23 protein-coding genes are annotated in these 17,622 nt (G+C 53.3%); 11 read left to right on the top strand and 12 right to left on the bottom strand.

Going from position 1 to position 17,622, the window contains the following annotated elements; all coding sequences use genetic code 11:
• The first annotated feature begins 158 nt into the window (after window positions 1–158).
• The 6 genes from ACIK7D_RS27430 to arsH are packed head-to-tail and all read left to right on the top strand — an operon-like array spanning window position 159 to window position 3,194.
• On the top strand, window positions 159–401 hold the full coding sequence (locus ACIK7D_RS27430) for an ArsR/SmtB family transcription factor (RefSeq protein WP_400158120.1): 243 nt from the start codon (window positions 159–161) through the stop codon (window positions 399–401).
• The gene (gene arsN2 / locus ACIK7D_RS27425; RefSeq protein WP_149741681.1) at window positions 398–838 is read left to right on the top strand and encodes an arsenic resistance N-acetyltransferase ArsN2; all 441 of its coding nucleotides are present in this window, start codon (window positions 398–400) and stop codon (window positions 836–838) included. The genes ACIK7D_RS27430 and arsN2 overlap by 4 nt, the downstream gene beginning before the upstream one ends.
• Before the next feature lie 15 nt (window positions 839–853).
• Window positions 854–1,363 carry an arsenate reductase ArsC gene (locus ACIK7D_RS27420; RefSeq protein WP_149741680.1) on the top strand — a complete coding sequence of 170 codons (510 nt, stop codon included), beginning with the start codon at window positions 854–856 and terminating at the stop codon, window positions 1,361–1,363.
• A 1-nt stretch (window position 1,364) separates the two neighbouring features.
• Window positions 1,365–2,063, top strand: coding sequence for an MIP/aquaporin family protein (locus ACIK7D_RS27415; RefSeq protein ID WP_149741679.1), 699 nt, complete (start codon window positions 1,365–1,367; stop codon window positions 2,061–2,063).
• Complete coding sequence (gene arsC / locus ACIK7D_RS27410; RefSeq protein WP_400158119.1) at window positions 2,060–2,491, top strand: arsenate reductase (glutaredoxin); 432 nt, start codon at window positions 2,060–2,062, stop codon at window positions 2,489–2,491. Before ACIK7D_RS27415 ends, arsC begins: the two co-directional genes overlap by 4 nt.
• Window positions 2,466–3,194 (top strand): arsenical resistance protein ArsH, encoded by a 729-nt coding sequence (gene arsH, locus ACIK7D_RS27405; protein ID WP_400158118.1) that lies wholly within the window; start codon window positions 2,466–2,468, stop codon window positions 3,192–3,194. Before arsC ends, arsH begins: the two co-directional genes overlap by 26 nt.
• 128 nt (window positions 3,195–3,322) lie before the next feature.
• Here arsH and ACIK7D_RS27400 read toward each other — a convergent pair whose 3' ends face one another.
• From ACIK7D_RS27400 to ACIK7D_RS27385, 4 genes are all read right to left on the bottom strand, one after another.
• Window positions 3,323–3,622, bottom strand: a complete 300-nt coding sequence (locus tag ACIK7D_RS27400) for a hypothetical protein (RefSeq protein ID WP_149741676.1) — start codon at window positions 3,620–3,622, stop codon at window positions 3,323–3,325.
• The gene (locus ACIK7D_RS27395) at window positions 3,622–3,870 is read right to left on the bottom strand and encodes a hypothetical protein (protein ID WP_400158117.1); all 249 of its coding nucleotides are present in this window, start codon (window positions 3,868–3,870) and stop codon (window positions 3,622–3,624) included. The genes ACIK7D_RS27400 and ACIK7D_RS27395 overlap by 1 nt, the downstream gene beginning before the upstream one ends.
• Before the next feature lie 219 nt (window positions 3,871–4,089).
• The gene (arsK, locus tag ACIK7D_RS27390) at window positions 4,090–5,289 is read right to left on the bottom strand and encodes an arsenite efflux MFS transporter ArsK (protein ID WP_149741674.1); all 1,200 of its coding nucleotides are present in this window, start codon (window positions 5,287–5,289) and stop codon (window positions 4,090–4,092) included.
• A complete protein-coding gene (locus ACIK7D_RS27385) occupies window positions 5,282–5,650 on the bottom strand; it encodes a helix-turn-helix transcriptional regulator (protein WP_149741673.1) in 369 nt (122 codons plus the stop codon). The genes arsK and ACIK7D_RS27385 overlap by 8 nt, the downstream gene beginning before the upstream one ends.
• A 42-nt stretch (window positions 5,651–5,692) precedes the next feature.
• Here ACIK7D_RS27385 and ACIK7D_RS27380 point away from each other — a divergent pair, with 42 nt between their 5' ends.
• On the top strand, window positions 5,693–6,205 hold the full coding sequence (locus tag ACIK7D_RS27380) for a DUF6428 family protein (protein ID WP_400158116.1): 513 nt from the start codon (window positions 5,693–5,695) through the stop codon (window positions 6,203–6,205).
• Window positions 6,206–6,432: 227 nt separating this feature from the next.
• Here ACIK7D_RS27380 and ACIK7D_RS27375 read toward each other — a convergent pair whose 3' ends face one another.
• Complete coding sequence (locus ACIK7D_RS27375) at window positions 6,433–6,669, bottom strand: hypothetical protein (protein ID WP_149741671.1); 237 nt, start codon at window positions 6,667–6,669, stop codon at window positions 6,433–6,435.
• A gap of 75 nt (window positions 6,670–6,744) precedes the next feature.
• Here ACIK7D_RS27375 and ACIK7D_RS27370 point away from each other — a divergent pair, with 75 nt between their 5' ends.
• Window positions 6,745–7,302, top strand: a complete 558-nt coding sequence (locus ACIK7D_RS27370; RefSeq protein WP_400158115.1) for a PIN domain-containing protein — start codon at window positions 6,745–6,747, stop codon at window positions 7,300–7,302.
• A 14-nt stretch (window positions 7,303–7,316) separates the two neighbouring features.
• Here ACIK7D_RS27370 and ACIK7D_RS27365 read toward each other — a convergent pair whose 3' ends face one another.
• From ACIK7D_RS27365 to ACIK7D_RS27355, 3 genes are all read right to left on the bottom strand, one after another.
• Window positions 7,317–9,251: an AAA family ATPase gene (locus tag ACIK7D_RS27365; RefSeq protein ID WP_149741669.1), complete on the bottom strand. Its 1,935-nt coding sequence runs from the start codon at window positions 9,249–9,251 to the stop codon at window positions 7,317–7,319.
• A gap of 37 nt (window positions 9,252–9,288) precedes the next feature.
• The gene (locus tag ACIK7D_RS27360) at window positions 9,289–9,885 is read right to left on the bottom strand and encodes a hypothetical protein (RefSeq protein WP_400158114.1); all 597 of its coding nucleotides are present in this window, start codon (window positions 9,883–9,885) and stop codon (window positions 9,289–9,291) included.
• 126 nt (window positions 9,886–10,011) lie between these two features.
• Window positions 10,012–10,272 (bottom strand): hypothetical protein, encoded by a 261-nt coding sequence (locus tag ACIK7D_RS27355; RefSeq protein WP_149741667.1) that lies wholly within the window; start codon window positions 10,270–10,272, stop codon window positions 10,012–10,014.
• Window positions 10,273–10,515: 243 nt separating this feature from the next.
• On the opposite strand from ACIK7D_RS27355, the gene ACIK7D_RS27350 reads away from it, so the two are divergent.
• Both ACIK7D_RS27350 and ACIK7D_RS27345 read left to right on the top strand, forming a co-directional pair.
• On the top strand, window positions 10,516–11,343 hold the full coding sequence (locus tag ACIK7D_RS27350; protein ID WP_149741666.1) for a hypothetical protein: 828 nt from the start codon (window positions 10,516–10,518) through the stop codon (window positions 11,341–11,343).
• A gap of 144 nt (window positions 11,344–11,487) precedes the next feature.
• On the top strand, window positions 11,488–12,198 hold the full coding sequence (locus ACIK7D_RS27345) for a hypothetical protein (RefSeq protein ID WP_400158113.1): 711 nt from the start codon (window positions 11,488–11,490) through the stop codon (window positions 12,196–12,198).
• A gap of 792 nt (window positions 12,199–12,990) precedes the next feature.
• Here the strand turns inward: ACIK7D_RS27345 and ACIK7D_RS27340 are convergent.
• The 4 genes from ACIK7D_RS27340 to ACIK7D_RS27325 all read right to left on the bottom strand — a co-directional run bounded on the left by ACIK7D_RS27340 (window position 12,991) and on the right by ACIK7D_RS27325 (window position 16,814).
• The gene (locus tag ACIK7D_RS27340) at window positions 12,991–13,458 is read right to left on the bottom strand and encodes a hypothetical protein (protein WP_149741664.1); all 468 of its coding nucleotides are present in this window, start codon (window positions 13,456–13,458) and stop codon (window positions 12,991–12,993) included.
• Between the two features lie 255 nt (window positions 13,459–13,713).
• Window positions 13,714–14,268 carry an ankyrin repeat domain-containing protein gene (locus tag ACIK7D_RS27335; protein WP_400158112.1) on the bottom strand — a complete coding sequence of 185 codons (555 nt, stop codon included), beginning with the start codon at window positions 14,266–14,268 and terminating at the stop codon, window positions 13,714–13,716.
• A gap of 199 nt (window positions 14,269–14,467) precedes the next feature.
• Window positions 14,468–15,643, bottom strand: coding sequence for an MFS transporter (locus ACIK7D_RS27330; protein ID WP_149741662.1), 1,176 nt, complete (start codon window positions 15,641–15,643; stop codon window positions 14,468–14,470).
• Window positions 15,644–16,583: 940 nt separating this feature from the next.
• Window positions 16,584–16,814 carry a histidine phosphatase family protein gene (locus ACIK7D_RS27325; RefSeq protein ID WP_400158111.1) on the bottom strand — a complete coding sequence of 77 codons (231 nt, stop codon included), beginning with the start codon at window positions 16,812–16,814 and terminating at the stop codon, window positions 16,584–16,586.
• A 420-nt stretch (window positions 16,815–17,234) separates the two neighbouring features.
• Between ACIK7D_RS27325 and ACIK7D_RS27320 the strand changes: the two genes are divergently transcribed.
• The gene (locus ACIK7D_RS27320) at window positions 17,235–17,609 is read left to right on the top strand and encodes a hypothetical protein (RefSeq protein WP_400158110.1); all 375 of its coding nucleotides are present in this window, start codon (window positions 17,235–17,237) and stop codon (window positions 17,607–17,609) included.
• Window positions 17,610–17,622 lie beyond the last annotated feature (13 nt).

Here is a 17,622-nt window from a genome sequence, read left to right as displayed (position 1 = left end):
GTTTCGTGATCCAGCACCATACGAATGGCGCGGTTGCGGACTTCAGGTGAAAACTTGTTCGTTGTCTTGCTCATATCGGCTCCACTTTCTCAGAAGTTGGAGCCTCCGGCAAATCCGGTGCGGTTCATCACGAACCCGATGGTGTCCCTGCGGGCGAACTGGCCAAGCTGCTCGACGTGCCACAGAATACGATGTCTGCGCATCTCGCAACGCTTTCCCGGGCAGGCCTGGTGAGGAGTGAGCGTCAAAGCCGGTCAATCATCTACCGTGCCGATCTCGATGGGCTCCGAGACCTTACTCTTTTCCTCCTCAAGGATTGCTGTGGCGGTTCTACGGAGCTTTGCGCACCGCTGATCGCAGAACTGACACCATGCTGCACACCAACGGGGGCACCATCATGACCTATGTCCGCTTGGAAAACATCTCAGGGGACCTCAGCGACCTGACACAGGCGCTGTCTCTTTCTGGCTTGCCGACAGAGGATATCGCTGAATCCGGACGAACTTTCTTTCGAGCGGTCGGGCGAGACGACAACACGGTCGGCTACTCTGGTGTCGAACAATGCGGTCAGGACGTTCTTCTTAGATCAGTTGTCGTGCTGCCGGATCACCGGGGAAAGTCCTTGGGCAAGATGATCGTTGTCGAGACGCTCCGAGCGGCTCCAGTAGCTAGTACCGTCTACCTCGCTACGACCACGGCAGCGCCATTTTTCTCTGGCCTTGGATTCCAGGTGGTTGATCGCGCAGTCGTGCCTGCAGCCATCCTCGCCACCCGTCAACTTTCAAGCATTTGCCCGGCAACGGCAACGATCATGAGACTAAACAGACCTTCGACCTAACCATGGACAACGACCATGACTGAAAAGACTTACAACGTGCTCTTCCTGTGCACGGGCAATTCCGCTCGCTCCATAATTGCCGAGGCTATCCTCAACAGGGTTGGCCAAGGCAGGTTCAAAGCCTACTCAGCGGGTTCGCAGCCCAAAGGAGAGGTTCATCCGTATACTCTGCAACTGCTCAAAACGATGAACCATGATGTCAGCTTCGCCCGTTCCAAGAACTGGGAGGAATTTGCGGTCTCTGGCGCTCCGCAAATGGATTTCGTGTTCACCGTCTGTGACAGCGCCGCCAACGAAGCTTGTCCCGTTTGGCCTGGCCAACCGATGACGGCCCATTGGGGTTTGCCCGACCCCGCTGCCGCTGAAGGTACCGAAGCTGAAAAGCACCTAGCTTTTGACGATACCTACAGAATGCTCAACAACCGCCTCTCGATCTTTACGAGCTTACCAATGGCAAGTCTCGACAGGCTTGCCCTCCAAAAGCGGCTCGACGACATCGGTAGTCACACGCAGAAAGCTGACTAAGGTGACATACGATCTTGGACGTCGCCTCACAGCAGAGGCGCTTGGAACAGCCGTCCTCGTCGCTACGGTTGTTGGATCGGGCATTATGGCTGATCGCCTGACCGATGACGTGGCATTGTCCCTGCTCGGCAACACCATCCCGACAGGCGCGATCCTGTTTGTTCTGATTACGATCCTTGGCCCCATATCTGGCGCGCACTTCAACCCTGTTGTGACCATGGTGTTCGCGATCAGGCGTGAAATCGCCAATGCAGCCATCGGACCCTATATTCTGGCCCAGATCGCAGGCGGCATCGTTGGAACGTTTGTTGCTCACGGCATGTTCGAGCTGCCGATCTTCCAGATATCAGGGACCTTACGCACAGGATCGTCACAGTGGATGGCCGAGGCAATAGCAAGCTTCGGTTTGCTACTCACAATTCTCGGCGGTTTACGTTTCAAAGCAGAAGCCATTCCTGCCCTGGTTGGCTTCTACATCACGGCGGCGTATTGGTTTACCGCCTCGACATCGTTTGCCAATCCAGCCGTCGCAATTGCCCGAAGTCTCACGGACACATTCTCAGGCATTCGACCCATCGACCTGCCAGGTTTCATCATTGCGCAATGCGTCGGAGCCCTCATTGCCGTCATTCTTGCAGGATGGCTGTTTTCACGTTCCCGTACCACAACGCTTCCAGCTACCGGCCAAGGAGTAGAATGATCATGGACGTCACTATCTATCACAACCCCGCCTGCGGCACTTCCCGCAACACCCTTGAACTGATCCAGCACGCGGGCATCGAGCCGACTGTTATTGAATACCTGAAGACGCCACCGACAAGAAGCCAACTCGCCAAGATGATTGCCGATGCCGGTCTGACGGTCCGCCAGGCAATACGGGAAAAGGGCACGCCCTATGCTGAACTTGGGCTCGATAATCCAGCGCTGACCGACGATCAGTTGCTCGATGCCATGCTGAAGGACCCGATCCTGATCAATCGTCCGTTCGTGGTGACGCCGATGGGTACGCGTCTTTCCCGGCCATCGGAGGTCGCGCTCGAAATATTGCCTGCTGACGCATTCAAAGGACCGTTCACAAAAGAAGACGGTGAGCAGGTTCTCGATGAGAAGGGACAGCGCATTGTCTGATACATTACCTGCAGCCTCTCCGGAGCATTTTCACCAGCCCGATCTCGATGCGTTGCGCCCGAAGTTTTCGACGCATAAGCCCAGAATTTTGATCCTGTACGGCTCACTTCGCGAGGTATCCTATAGTCGGCTCCTGGCCCACGAAGCCCGTCGTCTCCTGGAGCATTTCGGGTGCGAGGTCAGGGTCTTCGATCCCAAGGGCCTGCCCTTGCCGGATGAGGCTCCTGTCAGCCATTCGAAAGTTCAAGAATTGCGCGATCTTTCTGCCTGGTCCGAAGGCCAGGTCTGGGTGAGCCCAGAGCGCCACGGTGCCATGACCGGTATCATGAAAACCCAGATCGATTGGATACCGCTGTCGGTCGGCTCCGTACGGCCGACCCAGGGAAAGACGCTCGCTGTCATGGAGGTTTCCGGCGGCAGCCAATCATTCAACGCGGTGAACCAGATGCGCATCCTCGGTCGCTGGATGCGGATGATCACCATTCCGAATCAGAGCAGTGTGGCAAAGGCTTTCCAGGAGTTCGATGCAGATGGCCGGATGAAGCCGTCTTCCTACTACGACCGAGTCGTCGACGTCTGCGAGGAACTGGTGAAGTTCACCCTGCTGACACGCGATGCTTCCGCATATTTGACGGACCGTTATAGCGAGCGGAAGGAAGAGTCGTCAAAGCTCGAACAACGCGTCCAGCTGAAGTCCGTTTGATCGATTTTCCGGCATATCGTTCGGTTGCAATCTTTCGGGAGGTATTCTTCTAACTGAGACGTGCAAAAGGCGTTTTTTTGTGTCTAAAGTTTTGTTTTGAAGACGTCGAAAGCAGGCGAAGCCTCCGATCAGGCCGTCTGCTCCGCCCGTCCATGAATAACCTTATCGTATTCTTCTCGGCTATGATAAACGGCATATACCTGAATGTCCGTACCCGTTGCGACAAACCAGAGAAAGTATCCGTTGCGCGCCCGGTGGAACGTTAATCCCTGAAAACGGCCGATGGGTGGGATGCCAACATCATCAGCGTCTTCGTAAATCTGATCTACGATAGCTGTTGCTTCTGCTTCGTCGAGCCCTCGCTTGGTGCGGAGAAACTTATAGATGCGATCAATGTCATCATCGACATTCGAATGAATGGTCACCATCAGAATCTAGGCCCTGCGTTATTCTTATGGGTATTTTCGAACAGGCGGCGACGTTCCTCAAATCGAGCGCGATGTGCGTTAACAGGCTCACCAGGTATTTCACGAGCTTCCTCGGAAAGTCGCTGCAAGATAGCAAACACTTCTTCATTTGGCATATCGCCACGATCTTCTTCTGATGTCACTTTGACCATCCTCTTTTGAACTCTACAAAAACGAAAAAACAGCTTAATCAACACCAGGGTATTCATATTGCCTCCTCAAAAGCAAAGTCCGACGAGAGAATGTTCGCCGAAGCCAATGCAAGGAAGGCTAGGAAGGCTAGGAAGGCTAGGAGAGTTTGTATAAACTGAACGACAGCTCATGACCATTGTGAAATGTTCGAGCAGATTTAACATTACCACTTTAAGATTTGACGCCACGTCTACCGCTAGAATGAGCTGAGTGTCGCAGCAACTCCTCTTGAAAGTTTATGCGGCTACCTGACGGCTTCGCCGCACCCTTTTAGCGACACTCAAGAACGCAATAACTCCTATCGCACCGAGTGCCGCAGACAGGAATAGTGATGTGCTGATACCGAAGCGTTCCATCATCGCAGCAAAGGCAAACGGCGCTGCTGCTCCGGCTGCCAGTCTCGCTGCTGCCATCTTGCCAGTGACGGCCCCGTATCCTTCACTGCCGAAAAGATAGAGCGGCAGGCTCCCCTGGGCGATGGAGTTGATGCCAGACCCCAGGCCGAGGCAAATAGCAAACGCCACAGCCCCGGGCAGCGAGTTCCCCGTGATCCCTAAGACGACAATGCCGCCAACCATCAAGGCTGCAGATATCACCGCCAACATTGGTGGCGACAGGCGCGATCCGAAGACCATGTTGATCAGTCGGCTCATCACCTGTGCCGGGCCGAACAATGCGCCTATGACAACAGCCGTAGTACCAAGACCGAGTGTGTCGAGCATCGGAACCATGTGAGCGAGGATAGAGGCGAGTGTGAAACCGAGGATCGCGAAAGCCACCGATACGATCAGCATCGCCTTACGTCGTTTCTCCACTGGAATGGCACCAACAACATGTTCACGAGCCTGCTGAACACCGTTGGTCTTTATCGCCTTGCCCTGCCTCATGATCCAGAAATGCAGCGGCATGCACAACGCGAGGTTCAGTGCGGCAAACAAGAGATAGATTTCGCGCCAGGTAATGACGTCGAGTAGAGCCACTGAGATCGGCCAGAAAATCGTTGAGGCAAACCCGCCGATTAAAGTGAGGTAGGTGATATTGCGCGATGCCGACTTGGGATCATTTTCTACCAAAGCTGCAAAGGCAGCCTGATACTGTACCATGCCTGACGACACCTCCAGCAAGACGATCCCGACCGCGAATATCGCAACCGACGGTGACCAGGCGCAAATTATCAAGGTCAGAGCTGATAGAGCCGAGCCTATCGTGAGCACTGTTGCTGCACCGATTTTGTCCATTTGCCTGCCGATGACCGGCGCGCACAGTCCGCCGACAAATAGGGAAAGGGAAAAAACAGCAAAGACCTGCTCAAGGCTGATCGACAGGTCCGCCGCTATTTGCGGTGCCAGGATCGAGAACGAATAATAAAGCGTCCCGTAGCCGATGATCTGGGTTATGCCGAGTGCGGAAACGATACCGACATGACGACTACGCACCTAGACCATCCTGACGGTTCGTTTCCGGCAATTGGCAGCATGTCTCGCGTTGCTCGACGGAGCTTCGAATCGTCGGATGGCCTGCACAGCAATCCTTCATGAGGAATGTCACAAGCTCGGCCAGAGTATCATAGCCAGCGGTGTAGACGATGGACCGGGATTCTCGCCGTTGAAAGATCAATCCAGCTCGGTCCAGTTCCTTGAGATGGAACGAGACATTAGAAGGTGAAAGGTTCATTCGCTCGGCGATGGTGCCTGCCGCCATCCCATCAGGTCCTGCGACGACCAGAGCGCGGACAATCGCCAAACGCGTTTCGTGAGATAATGCAGCAAACGATGCGAGGGCTTGACGTTCATTCATATTTCAATATTCCTTGAATAATTGAAAATAGGAGTAGCGCAGATGATTGTGGTACACAAGACAGCAGATATCACCTTGGGCGACATGCTCGACCAAGTCGCCGCCAATCCAGAACTACCGTTGGTGTTTTCGTACAACGGTACCGTTATTCGGCCTGGATATCACGTGACGGAGGTTAAAGCTGCCCAGTTTTTTGCGCTGGATTGCGGAGCGAACCCGGAAGCCTGGTCAGAGATTTTCGTTCAGCTATGGGATATTGAGGAAGACGACCGAACCCATATGTCGGCGGGCAAATTCGCGACCATCGTTCGCAAGGTCTCCGAACACGTTCGTCTAGATGGATCGGCCAAGCTGACCTTCGAAGTCAGCGATGGTGTTGTGCCGATGCAGTTGTTCTGCGCGGGGATGCCAAGCATTGAGAATGGGGCTTTCCGCGTTTCCCTGGAGCCACGCGCCGCAAGCTGTAAACCACGTGACCGGTGGTTGGCGGAGCGGTCAAATCCAGTGACATCCTGTTGTACGCCGTCTTCGTCGAGCAATACCTGCTGCGCCTGATGCCTTGTGCGTTGTGTCCAATGTGCACCCCGCAGAAATCCTGCTTTGTGGGTAGCAATCACTCCGTCAGGCCGTTGCCAGAGAATCGCGCCTATGAACCCAAACTAGCGAGACGCGCGTGATGCCCCTGCTTCTGGTAATAAAACCTGACAAACTCAACCGGATTATCGACACCCATTGGCTTCCGAGCGCGGCGACGAGCCAGGATCGGGCGAAAAGCCACCACGTTAGTCGCCGGGAATTGGCCCTCCGCGAGTTAAAAATGCTCGCGCTTTATCGGAAATCTGTAAAGGAGACATCTGCACAGAAAAACGATCTACTCCATCCCTAACAGTGATTTTTCCCTCGTTGCGGAGGGTGTCAAAGAACCGCCGCAACTCACCCTCTGCTGGAATGGTAATCTCCTCTCCAGCTATGTTGCCGCTGGTGCCTTCGGATGGCGAGAGATGCTCGTCTTCAGTCATTGTGTCATTCCTAGATAAAACGAATATCGCCGGGCGATTTCCGATAAAGCGAGATTAACTCCGCTTTAACTATAAATGTGGAGCGTGCCCTTATTTTCACGTGAGCATACTTCCATGGTGGCAGGATATATTCTCGACACATGCGTCCTAAGCGAAACAAGCAGGGTGAGGCCTCATCCGGACGTCATTCGCTTCATGGAAACGGCCTCAAACCTGTTTATTCCAGCTGCCGCAATCATGGAGTTCCAACAGGGCATTACGCAGCTTTGTTCCCGCGATCCGGTGAAAGCGGTACAATTGACGCGGTGGTACCAGAATCTAATGACGTTGGGCATGCCTATCCTGGAAACAGGGAAAGAGGTAGCCGAAGCTTGGGGAACATTAGCTGCCGATCCGAAGCTACGCAATCTCATCGTTTCTCATCCCGGTGCAAAACGTCTCAGGCATGGGCAGGACCTTCATGTTGCCGCAGCAGCTCTGGTACATAGAACACCTATTGCAACTTTCAATACGCGAGACTTCCTTCTTATCCACAGCTGCTACCCACTCCCGGGAATCTATAATCCCCAGACCGACACGTGGCATACCACCAACCCACATGAAGCTTCCCCCGAAAAAATTGGGACCAACTAGCGGTACCGCTGGATTCAAACTATTTGAGATTCCGAAGGAATTGAAACGGCGATGTTTTTCTCCAGTTCGATAACGCGTTCAGGGGAGAGAAAGCCGTTCGCGTCTAGTTCCGTCGCCAGCATCTCAAGCAGGACTCGCTTTCTTTTCAGGATGTCCTTCGCTCTCTCAAATTGGTCTGCCAGGGTCTTTTCCACCCGGGCTCGCAGACCGGCATCGTGCAGCCTGATTCTTTCGAGTTCCTCATCGCTCTCAGCCTTGCTGTGAAGGAACGTTGCCCCCATCCCAAGCTTGGCTTCAGCATAGGTTGCAATGCGCGTGGCGACGGCGAGGTCGCAGTTTTCTCCTCCGCCCGCCCCGTCGCTTAGGTCTCCCAGGCATAGTTGTTCTGCCGCCAGGCCCGCCAGCATCACTGCAACACAATTTAGATAGAATTGTTGGTTGCGACGAGCCACGGGGGGAATATCGAAATGAGCAGCGCCGCCCATCTGATGCTTTAAGTCGGGGCGCACGAAATCTGAAATATTGGTACCCAGGTACGTGCCGTATTTGAGTTGAGTACCAACAATTGTGTGCCCGGCTTCATGAACTGCAATAGCCCAACGGTGGTCACCGGAAATTTTGACCGCTTCCGGAAGTCCTGCCTTCAGGTCTTCCAGAGTGAGCTGCCGCTTATCCCGCCTTGCCAGCCTCCGTCCATCGCGAACAGCTTTTGCCAAATCGGCACCTGTCATACCTTTGGTGAGCGGTCCTAGAGATGCTAGTTCAGAAATCGGGATGCAGTGGTCCGTCAATTGGGAAAGGATCGCAATCCTGTCTGGAACTGATGGCAGTGGAATCTGAACATGTCGGTCAAGTCGACCTGAGCGAATGATTGCCGGGTCAATGCGATCAATATTGTTCGTCGCACCCACCACGACAACACCCTCTCTTCCATCCAATCCATCCAGGCATTCAAGCAGCGCGTTCACGACTTGAATGCTATAATTGGCATTGTCGTGGTCGAAACTGTCTCGTGACCCGAAGGAATCGATTTCGTCGATGAACATAATAGACGGCGCATTGCTACGGGCACGGTCGAAGTCCGCTCGCATCGCCTTAAGTAGGTCGCCCAGATGCCCCCTGCTTTGCCACCGTCCAAGTGATGATGCGACCAAGAGAACATCGCATTGCTTTGCAAGCGCGTTGGCGAAAATGCTTTTGCCAACGCCAGGAGGACCGCTAAGCACGATGCCTTTATCCACATCGCCCCAGTCGATCTTTCCAGCCTGCCAATCGGCTAAATCAGTCGCAAGCTGCATGCCCCATTCTTTTGCCGAACCATAGCCGTACATGTCCGCAAGCATCGGCGTTTCAGAGGCTGGCCGCATCTTATTTTGGTTCGCCTCATTGCTTGGCGCGGCAACCGGAGTTTCCCTCAAGCGTCGCATTGATTCGCTGATCGAACGTCTCGGACGAAAAGCTGCCCAGAGGTGCTCACGTGGATAGCTGAGTGCAATGATGGCTTGCTCGTCCGTCATAGGGAGACGCAACACAGCCCTCGATGCAGCTTTTAGATCGTCGGACGTGATGGGGGGAATGTCGATTACCAAGTCTGCGGCGAGCCGGATTACCGAAGGCAACTCAACACCTTTCTCGATCACAGCGATGACGCGTTCCCTTTTATAGCACTGGTAATAGTCGTCTTCGAACTTCGATGATTTATCTTTCAGATTGATGAGAATGCAGCCTACATCATCGCTTCTGTAGAACCTGTCCTCTTGGGTAAGGTGTTCGAAAACAGACGCTCTATATTCAGACGGGGGATATCCTTCAGGTGTTACAAGGACCAAAAAGCCAGGCCCCCCTGCCGCAAACAAAGAATGCTCTCTGATAGCGCGGATGATGATGCTGTCGAGTACGTATTGGCGCATGGATTGAGGCGCACGGCTATGCTTTTTGCTGCGTGACATGGTGATCCCTTGGCGATCTAATATTAGAATACGTGATTTATCGGGAGAACTTGCGGACGCTGGTGTCAGGCCCTAGAAGCGCGGTATCGAGATCGATCTCGATAAACCGGGCTAAAATCATATTCGCCAGCGCGCATATCGGCTGGCTCTCCCTCATCATCTGCAAGCACTCTGAAAACGTGAGGGAACCCTCATCTTCAAGCGCCGAAAGCAACCGGATGCGGTCACCGAGACGGACCTCGGTCCCGGCGTAACGAAGCAGGTCTTTGCAATTTTTCAAACGGATCGGATCAATGTCGCCACGTGACCAGGTTTGATAAGTATAGTTCTCTGCGCGGACGGCTTCAGAAATCCAAGGTGGGGGACGATGTTGTCCAACGACATCGATTACCAAGATATCCTGAGATCGTTCGGCAACGAAATCAGGGCGATACGTGTCCAAGCCCTGTCGAAACTCCAGGGACCGGCAGTTCCAGCTCGAAACTGCGTCTTCGAATTCCAAAAGGCACGCGACATCACGCGCCAGTTGATCTCTGGCGATGAAGCGTCCTACGCATCGGCTAAATTTGGGCTGGGAGAAGATGGCTGACGACGTACGTGACGTCCTGCCAGAAGGCAACGGCTGGATACTCATCTACACACTCGAATACTCGCGATTAATCGAAGCCTCAGACGAGGCAGCGGATTAACGGGATATTCGTATAAGGTGCAGAGGTGCGTTTTTCATGACTGGAACGAATAGAGAACAAAAACCGCCGCGTCAATGTTTTTTTGAGGTGGCATGCGAACCGTAAACCTTATCCCCGGCCGCCTTCGCTAGAGCGTCCTTCAGTTCTGACGTGGTTAGGCTTTTAACATGCTCTTTGCTGTAATGGAGCACATCACCGTCCACCTTCAACGCGGTCCCGATGTTCATGTTTGGCTGCAGCTTCAGCCGTCCCAACCTGGCACCGGTCGCTGGGTCGGAGAGACAGATATTGACAATCGCCCCCTGAATTGCCTTGACGATTGGATCGATCATGTATGTTTGTTCCATACTCCGGGAATCGTCCCGAATATCTAAGTGTGGATGAAGCTAGGAATCCGGCAGCCTGTCGGGATGACTGTGAGTCCGACAGAGACCATAGACCGGCCGGACATTGCAATCACCCAGTTTGCGGTACCCGCTCTAGCGCCTCAGTTCAGTCGAGGCGAACTGACGTTTCCTTGAGAATTACGAAGGGCTCGCTAGGAGCTTACCACGCAGACAGAATGAGCACGAAACATGATGCTGGAAGAACTCGGCAAGAAAATTTGTAATATTGCTCCGCGAGCGTTCGCGCCGTGTGCGCCCGACCCCTGGCCATTTGGTTGGTCCCTCAGTGACGGCGAGCAACTATTTATTTCTACACTTCTCGGCGCGGTGGTCGGTGCAGTTGTAGCGGGTACAATTCAGTACCTGATTTCTAGAGAAGAATTCAAACGGAATATACGGCAGAGCGCGACAGAGCATCGACGCGTTCGAAGAGTGGAACGTGCTGAACAGCTAAGGCGAAATGAAACGATTGCACTCCATATTGGTGTTAAAGCTATTACCATTATTAATCAGATGTACTCAACGATAGGATTGATCCTCAACTCAGTGGAGGATGCGAATGCCGCTGGATTGGCGAGTGAAGGAATTGCCGAGAAGATGGTACCTATGTCCGGCATCAACCACGATCCTGTTCAATTCTCCAGCGAAGAGCTAGCCTTCTTGTTCTGGAGTGGCGAAGCTGAACTGGCGAACAAGCTGATGCTTATAAACGAGAAATACAGCAGCCTGACCGATACTATCCACACCTACAACGAGAGCCGTTTAGCGTTTCCCGAGATTAACACCGGCAATGTCCCGCTCATAAAAATTCGTCAACGAGAGCTTCATGACCTCGCTGTTGGCATTTGCCTGGCATTCAAAGAAGATTTTCAAGAGATGCTAGGCGTGATGGAAGAAATTCCAGCGGCCTTTGATCGCACATTCAAAAAGACCGGGTTCTTCACTGCGAAAATCCCGGGCGGAGGACAGGAGAGGCTCAATAAACTAGTAGAAGTCTTAAAGGCACACGGAATCTAAAAATTGCTTCAGTCAGATCAGTATGGAACTCGGACAATTTTGTGATTACTTAAATGTTGGTGCAGCGCGCAAATACAGGTTATCACTTCCTATTTCTGTTCTTTTCCTAACGCATTCGCAGTAAATTTTGGGGGGCTGTGTTATATGGGCGAAATTAATCTTACAGAACGAGAAATAGACGCGATCAAGGCGGTCGATGAACATGAATTAGGAAGGCTTATCGACCAGTCTGTAATGGAGGCGCGGACTGGAAACCTCTCCCGATTACGACTGTCGGACTGCGGACCCTATGTCGTAAATAAGCTATATCATTTCGAGCGAGCCTTGGGGAGGTATCGCGATGCCAAGTCCGCCAAGAAAATTGAAGAGACGCATTCTTACGCGGTGCGAACCGGCAGCGAACTCCGGAGAGCTGTTGGGCAAATGAAGGGCCGAATGGAAACCGAGGAGCGGCAGCGGCTATATTGGCACGTTGATGACAACGTGTACTGGCCAAGTCATTTTACGAACGACCTGTCTGTTACGATTTCCTACCGCTGGCGGAAAGCATTCGAAGACGACTGGAGCTTTGGAAACATCACATTTCGCCACAAAGCCGTTCTTCGGCCGTCCTATTCGCAGCCACAGCCAAAGCGGAAACCGAGCAAAGCGAAGCAGGAGGAAATTCGTCAGAACGAGCTGTCATTTACTTGGCAGCATCTGATGAGAACCGCCCTTTACACGCTGAGGGATTATTTCGAGAGCGGTGGCGACGGAAACCGAATTCCAGAAACATTCACAGCTGCACCGGATCAAAGCGGATACCTGAACAACTTCAGTGCGAGATTCTGGCGCGATGCTGCGAAGGCATGGTAGATAATGTCAGGGGCGGCCTCGTGGGTACTGATTTCCTTTTTGTTTCCTTCTGCATCAAAGCGCCAACAACGCTTTGCGAGTCATCGTCGACGGCAGAGGGGATACGACCCGTCTGTCAGAGACCGGACCTACGACTATACGATCCCCAATGCGTCTCCAAATGTGGCTGTTTAAGCCCCGCTCTGCTGACGCCTGCCGAAAATCGCCGGGGGACCCGACCTCCGGCTGCGCCAAACTGGCCTGAAATGAGGACCTTAATACACAAAGGTGGGCAGAGTACGACCCAAGCCACTAAAGAGGGCTGACTGTATGGAGGTATGTTTCACGGCTGGTGAATTCCCATTCGATGTTTTTTGAAAGCGGTAAAGTCTAGCGCCCGGACACGAGAAGAAACCTGCCGTTTACGCTTTTATGATTTCCGTAAACACACGATCCAGGGAGATAACGTAGTGCATTTTTATATTGAGATTAAAGATGGGGAACTTTGGTCAACCAGCCACGTAGGCGGTGTAGTTCAAAGCCATGGACCGGGACTGGAGGGGGTAAAGCGCGCCTACGCTGCAATCATGGCGGAACAGCTAAACGCCAGAATGACTGCTGTCGCTAGACAGCGCGCAGCGGACTTAGCAGGCAGAATATTCAAAGCGCAAATTTCTAAATCTGAGTCACAGCTCAAATTCCGGCTCTCGGGCAAGCTGAAAGTTGGGATGCCAGGAGACCAAAAGGCTTTTTTTACAATTCTGTCTTCCGAAGGGGCGGAATTGTATGCGGGGCACGATCTCACAGACGCGGTCAAAAGCCTGTCGTTACCAACGTTGAACCCGCCCTCTCCGGTTTGACCCAGAGGGAAAAACTAAGTGCCTCCTCCCGGTACTCTTCCCCGTGTTCGGCAACAAGGCGACGCGCATGGATTATAGTTTCGCCGCCGATGAGCCACGCCGGTGAACATTTGAGCCATTTCTCGATATTCACCAGGCAGCCTGTGCCGTGGCCCGCTTCAAATTCTTCCCAAAGGCGAAGCGCTAGCTCAGCCTCGCGAATAACAGCACGCCATTTAGGACGACCACCGACAGCCTTTTTGCTGCTTTCTAATGCTGACCGTAAATGAGCGACGTACCCGTCATCAAGGGCACCCAACACCATCTGGATTTCAAACGGTTCTTTAGTCACGCCAAACGGCGCTTCCAATCGCCGATGTCTGTAATCGGCCACTCTGCTACGCAGTTTGAGAAGTCGTATTTTGTCTATATTCTTCAGCATTGACACCTCCATACATTAGCATGTGGCGGCAATTTCATCGGCGCAATGCGATTACCAACGATCCCTGGCCGCTGGCTCTTTGGACCATGGAACGAAACGCGTCATTTTTACTGACATGCGGGCACAGGGCCTTCCACGCAGCAGACCAAAGCATGTCCAAACCGGCATAAGACGGACGAAGGTCTATCCAATATCGAGCCGTTGCGACACTTCCGAATTCCCTCGGAGCTTGGCGCAGCGAAGCTGAAACGGTTATCACTTCGTCGCACCGTTAGCGGTAAGTACCTCGATAAACGATCTATCACCCGTTTCCTTTGCGAAGGAAAGAGCGGTTTCGCCATCATGCCCTTCTGCATTCGGATCAGCGCCGTGCGCAAGAAGAGCGGCGACGACATCCGGACCATTCTGCTGGTTGTTTGCCTGCATGATCAAAGGGGTCCATCCTCTTTTGTCGCGAGCCTCGACATTTGCGCCTCGTCCCACAAGGAGCAGGACGGCATCCGGATCGGTGACGATGTGGAGAATGGTGACGCCCTCGTCGTTCACGGTATTAATGTCTGCTCCATTTGCAAGCAAGAGATCGAGCACCTCCTCATCGGCATACATGTCGAGTAGGTGTACGGGCTGGAAACCATATTGGTCCCTGGAAACGGCAAGTCCGGGATCGGCCGTGAGCATCGTCCGAACCGTTTCCACTTTGCCCATATGAACGGCATCGTGGAAAACTCGCACCGCGTCGCCATCCGCCGCAATAGCTGAACCGATGGTAACTCCCAGAAGCATAAGAAGTCGATGAGCCCAGCGAAACACAGTTACCTCCTTGGATATCCTCGGCATCAATCGACCTATAGAGGATTTAATTGCACGCGGGAATTTGACTTCCAGGGTCGGAATCCGAACAACAGCCCTCGGATGGAACGCCCGAGACCAGAGTTGTCACCGGTTAATCTGCACCGACAATTCAAAAGATCGGCCTCTGCGCCCCGGGATGTGCCGCAACGGAATGGTCTCAGTTAATTGCCGACATCGAGTGCATTCTCGTCAAACTGCCGAGTCTGAGCAGGATGCACCAGGCGGATACACTAAAAATGACCAACAACAGCAGCGTCACGGATGGGCCTGATATCGTCAGGATTCCCGATAAGACTGGCGCAGCCAGTGCACTAGTCATGTTCAAGGGCAGAGCTATCACTGACATTGCAGCCGCGTATTCGGCCTTCTTGAAAAACACCAGAGGCATAGTTGCACGTGCTACAGCGAATGCCCCGCTGCCCACTCCGAAAAGAAGCAGGGAAGCAACCACTGCGACCGGGCTTGCGCCAAAGGCGACAAGCACCAAAAGGCCAGAAGGGATCATTACACCGGCCACGATCCCAGTGGAAACGGCACTCCATCTGCTGCCACCGGCAAGGTCGATAAGACGGCCGCAAACCTTGAGAACTCCCAGGAATGACGCCATTCCGACAGCCCAGACGGCATCCGCCCCCAACGCCCGAAACAATTCAATGCCGATAGACTCCATGCCGTAGGTCACAAAACCGTTCAACGCAATTGCTGCGACGAGGAGCCAGAAAGTGCCGTTCTTCCGGGTTGCAGGTTGTTGTGTATCGCGATGCTCGTCCCGTGTTCTCGCTTCAGGAATACCAAACATCACCATCGGCAAAATAATGACGATCATCCCTGCAGCATAGATTTGAACGATGCCGCGCCAGTCGAAGTGCTGTTGCAGGTAAGCCGTCAACGGCCAAAATACACTTCCGGCGAGACCTGTGACGAGCATCAAGGAACTGATTAGTCCGCGCGCCCTCTCGTGGGCGAACTCTGAGAGATAGACATAGGCGGCGGTCGTAAGGAACATTGCCCCTCCGACCCCAATGACTGCCCACAAAGAGAGAAACGAAAATGTCGCGCCGGAGACGCTCAACAAGGCAAGACCCACTCCAATCAACATCGCCCCGGCAACCATTACGATCCTCGCACCGAGCCGAGTGAATGCCGAGCCAATGATCGGCGCGGTGAGTCCCATGGTTGCATAGAAGATCGTTGTACCAAGAAATACAGTTGGAAGCGGGGTTCGCAGATCATCAGCGATGGAGGACGCCAGAACGGGAAGAAATCCGACGACGCCCCATCCGGCCACTTGGGTTACAGCAAGAATAGTAAATACAAAAATGTTTCGGGTCATCTTTCGACGCTATTCGAAACAGATGTCAGGAGCGTAACACTCGCCCCTCAAGCAACAGCTCGACGCGTACATTCCGTGCAGGGTTACCCTGGACAACTCTCGCGTCACCGTCCCCCTTGACCTCAACTCAAGTTGAGGTTGTACGAATTTCAGGGTGGCCGCACCCATGTCGAAGGCGACCACTTCAAAGGAGGACGCCTTGGTCACATATTTTCGCTATTCGAAACCCAAATATTCCGTCAGAACACGCCTGGCTGGAGCCGTCGGGTTACAGCTAGTCGGCACCGGAGGATTGGCGCTCATCTTTTGCCTGCTGGATTCGCTTACGGCGAAGGCAACGATAAGTCTTGGTCAGTTTGTGCCGTGCTTGGTTGGGAGCGTCGCTGGCTTTCATTTTGTGGCTTTTCGTCGGCCAGCCGCAGATGGCCAGCTTAGCCTTGTCGCAACGTCGTTCTTGGCATTTGGGGCCTTTTATTGGCTGGTGTCCAATTCGCTGCCTGATCTTTTGCTAGCAAGATTGATAGCCGGATTTGGATTGGGCGTGGTTGTCGCAGGAACTTTCCGGCGACGCTATCTTGAAAGTCCGGTCAGTCCTCGCGTCCGATAGATTCACGGCCACAATTAGTGCTTTGCATCAAGGTATTTTTGGTACCTCCACACTCATCGGACCAAAGGGGATGTGTCCGCAAAACGGATCATTGCCCTGCTGCGGAAGAAATCGTCTTGTCGGAGATGGGTGATGCTTCCGCTGGGTGCGGCGTAGGAGATAAAACCACAGGCATCCACAGGTACCTTCATCCAGGCTGCGATCACCAAACTTAATGTGAAGCCGTGGGGGACGATAACCTGCGTTTCGCAATCTCGACCAACCATTGCGTTGACGCAGGGATAAACCCGGGCCGCCACATCACGACGTGGACTCCGCTCCCTCAAGATTACCTCAATGATCGAGTCTGTCGGTATCTGGTGCTGGTACATAACGCGCATCAAGCCATTCCTGCGACTTACCTTCAGCTATACCATAGCTGATCTCCCGCAGCGCCTTTGTCTGCTTCACAGGCCGTCCGAAGTGGCTTCCGATGCAATTTGCTGTCTGCGAGGCCCGCTTTAGGTCGGACGAGAAAATCTCGATCTCATTTTCGCCGATAAACGTAAATAGCCTCTCGACCACGGCAAGAGCATCCTCCTGCCCTGTCCTGTAAGCCCGGTGTCGTACCAGCCTCCGACCTTTCCCTCTATGTGGTGGATGGACTCGGTATGCGTTATGACGAACAAATCTCTCATCTTAAGCCGTTAGAAATCACTTGCCGTTGCGTGTAGCCGAAATTTTTAGGAGGAGACAACACGTCTCCCGTTGGCGCTTTTGCAGCATGACGTATTCGACAATTTGCTGAGGTAAGGCTAATTACTGCCTCTGTTCTTCGCCGCGAGCAGAGCACGGCAGCGGATATCCGTGAATTTGAAGATGAAATTGCGAAACTGATGATTTTTTCAAAAGGCCTGATCTATGGACGTTAAATCATCGCAAGTGACTGGTAACGCGGCACTACACTACGCGGCGTGGCAACTCTCCCGTCGGGGGTGGAACGTTATGCTGACAGCTCGTAACTCGAAGGGCAGCGATCTGTATTGCGCGAACGATGCTGAGACGATTTTTTTTGGGGTTCAAAGCAAGGGACTGACCAAACGAGACCCCGTGGGCCTCGGCGGAAACCTGGATAACCTGCGGTCTGATTGGTGGATCATCACCATAAAGGCTAAAACGGACGCTCCGGTCTGTTACATCATGACCCTGGCAGAGGTGAAGGCGCTTTGCCATCAGAGTGATCCGGCGAAAAGCAGCAATGGAAAGATATCGATGTGGTTACAGCCAACAGCGTATGATCGTGCAGAATTTCGCGAGGCGTGGCATCGCTTTGGAGCGGTCGTTCAAAATGGTGCCGGTGCAGCCGCGATGATTGCATGAGAACCTCGTGAAA

Source organism: Agrobacterium sp. P15N1-A (genome assembly GCF_044626815.1).
Lineage (GTDB): Bacteria > Pseudomonadota > Alphaproteobacteria > Rhizobiales > Rhizobiaceae > Agrobacterium > Agrobacterium leguminum.
The sequence above is the reverse complement of the archived record's forward strand: the minus strand, read 5'-3'. Positions and strand labels throughout refer to the sequence as shown.

What these genes read in the sequence shown, in the direction of transcription:
- ACIK7D_RS27400 (WP_149741676.1), bottom strand. Translation starts at nt 3,622, where the DNA reads ATGGTGACCATTCATTCGAATGTCGATGATGACATTGATCGCATCTAT.
- ACIK7D_RS27375 (WP_149741671.1), bottom strand. Translation starts at nt 6,669, where the DNA reads ATGACTGAAGACGAGCATCTCTCGCCATCCGAAGGCACCAGCGGCAAC.
- ACIK7D_RS27385 (WP_149741673.1), bottom strand. Translation starts at nt 5,650, where the DNA reads ATGAATGAACGTCAAGCCCTCGCATCGTTTGCTGCATTATCTCACGAA.
- arsN2 (WP_149741681.1), top strand. Translation starts at nt 398, where the DNA reads ATGACCTATGTCCGCTTGGAAAACATCTCAGGGGACCTCAGCGACCTG.
- ACIK7D_RS27380 (WP_400158116.1), top strand. Translation starts at nt 5,693, where the DNA reads ATGATTGTGGTACACAAGACAGCAGATATCACCTTGGGCGACATGCTC.
- ACIK7D_RS27355 (WP_149741667.1), bottom strand. Translation starts at nt 10,272, where the DNA reads ATGATCGATCCAATCGTCAAGGCAATTCAGGGGGCGATTGTCAATATC.
- ACIK7D_RS27360 (WP_400158114.1), bottom strand. Translation starts at nt 9,885, where the DNA reads ATGAGTATCCAGCCGTTGCCTTCTGGCAGGACGTCACGTACGTCGTCA.
- ACIK7D_RS27345 (WP_400158113.1), top strand. Translation starts at nt 11,488, where the DNA reads ATGGGCGAAATTAATCTTACAGAACGAGAAATAGACGCGATCAAGGCG.
- ACIK7D_RS27350 (WP_149741666.1), top strand. Translation starts at nt 10,516, where the DNA reads ATGATGCTGGAAGAACTCGGCAAGAAAATTTGTAATATTGCTCCGCGA.
- ACIK7D_RS27420 (WP_149741680.1), top strand. Translation starts at nt 854, where the DNA reads ATGACTGAAAAGACTTACAACGTGCTCTTCCTGTGCACGGGCAATTCC.
- ACIK7D_RS27370 (WP_400158115.1), top strand. Translation starts at nt 6,745, where the DNA reads ATGTGGAGCGTGCCCTTATTTTCACGTGAGCATACTTCCATGGTGGCA.
- ACIK7D_RS27330 (WP_149741662.1), bottom strand. Translation starts at nt 15,643, where the DNA reads ATGACCCGAAACATTTTTGTATTTACTATTCTTGCTGTAACCCAAGTG.
- ACIK7D_RS27340 (WP_149741664.1), bottom strand. Translation starts at nt 13,458, where the DNA reads ATGCTGAAGAATATAGACAAAATACGACTTCTCAAACTGCGTAGCAGA.
- arsC (WP_400158119.1), top strand. Translation starts at nt 2,060, where the DNA reads ATGATCATGGACGTCACTATCTATCACAACCCCGCCTGCGGCACTTCC.
- ACIK7D_RS27395 (WP_400158117.1), bottom strand. Translation starts at nt 3,870, where the DNA reads ATGAATACCCTGGTGTTGATTAAGCTGTTTTTTCGTTTTTGTAGAGTT.
- ACIK7D_RS27320 (WP_400158110.1), top strand. Translation starts at nt 17,235, where the DNA reads ATGCTGACAGCTCGTAACTCGAAGGGCAGCGATCTGTATTGCGCGAAC.
- ACIK7D_RS27365 (WP_149741669.1), bottom strand. Translation starts at nt 9,251, where the DNA reads ATGTCACGCAGCAAAAAGCATAGCCGTGCGCCTCAATCCATGCGCCAA.
- arsH (WP_400158118.1), top strand. Translation starts at nt 2,466, where the DNA reads ATGAGAAGGGACAGCGCATTGTCTGATACATTACCTGCAGCCTCTCCG.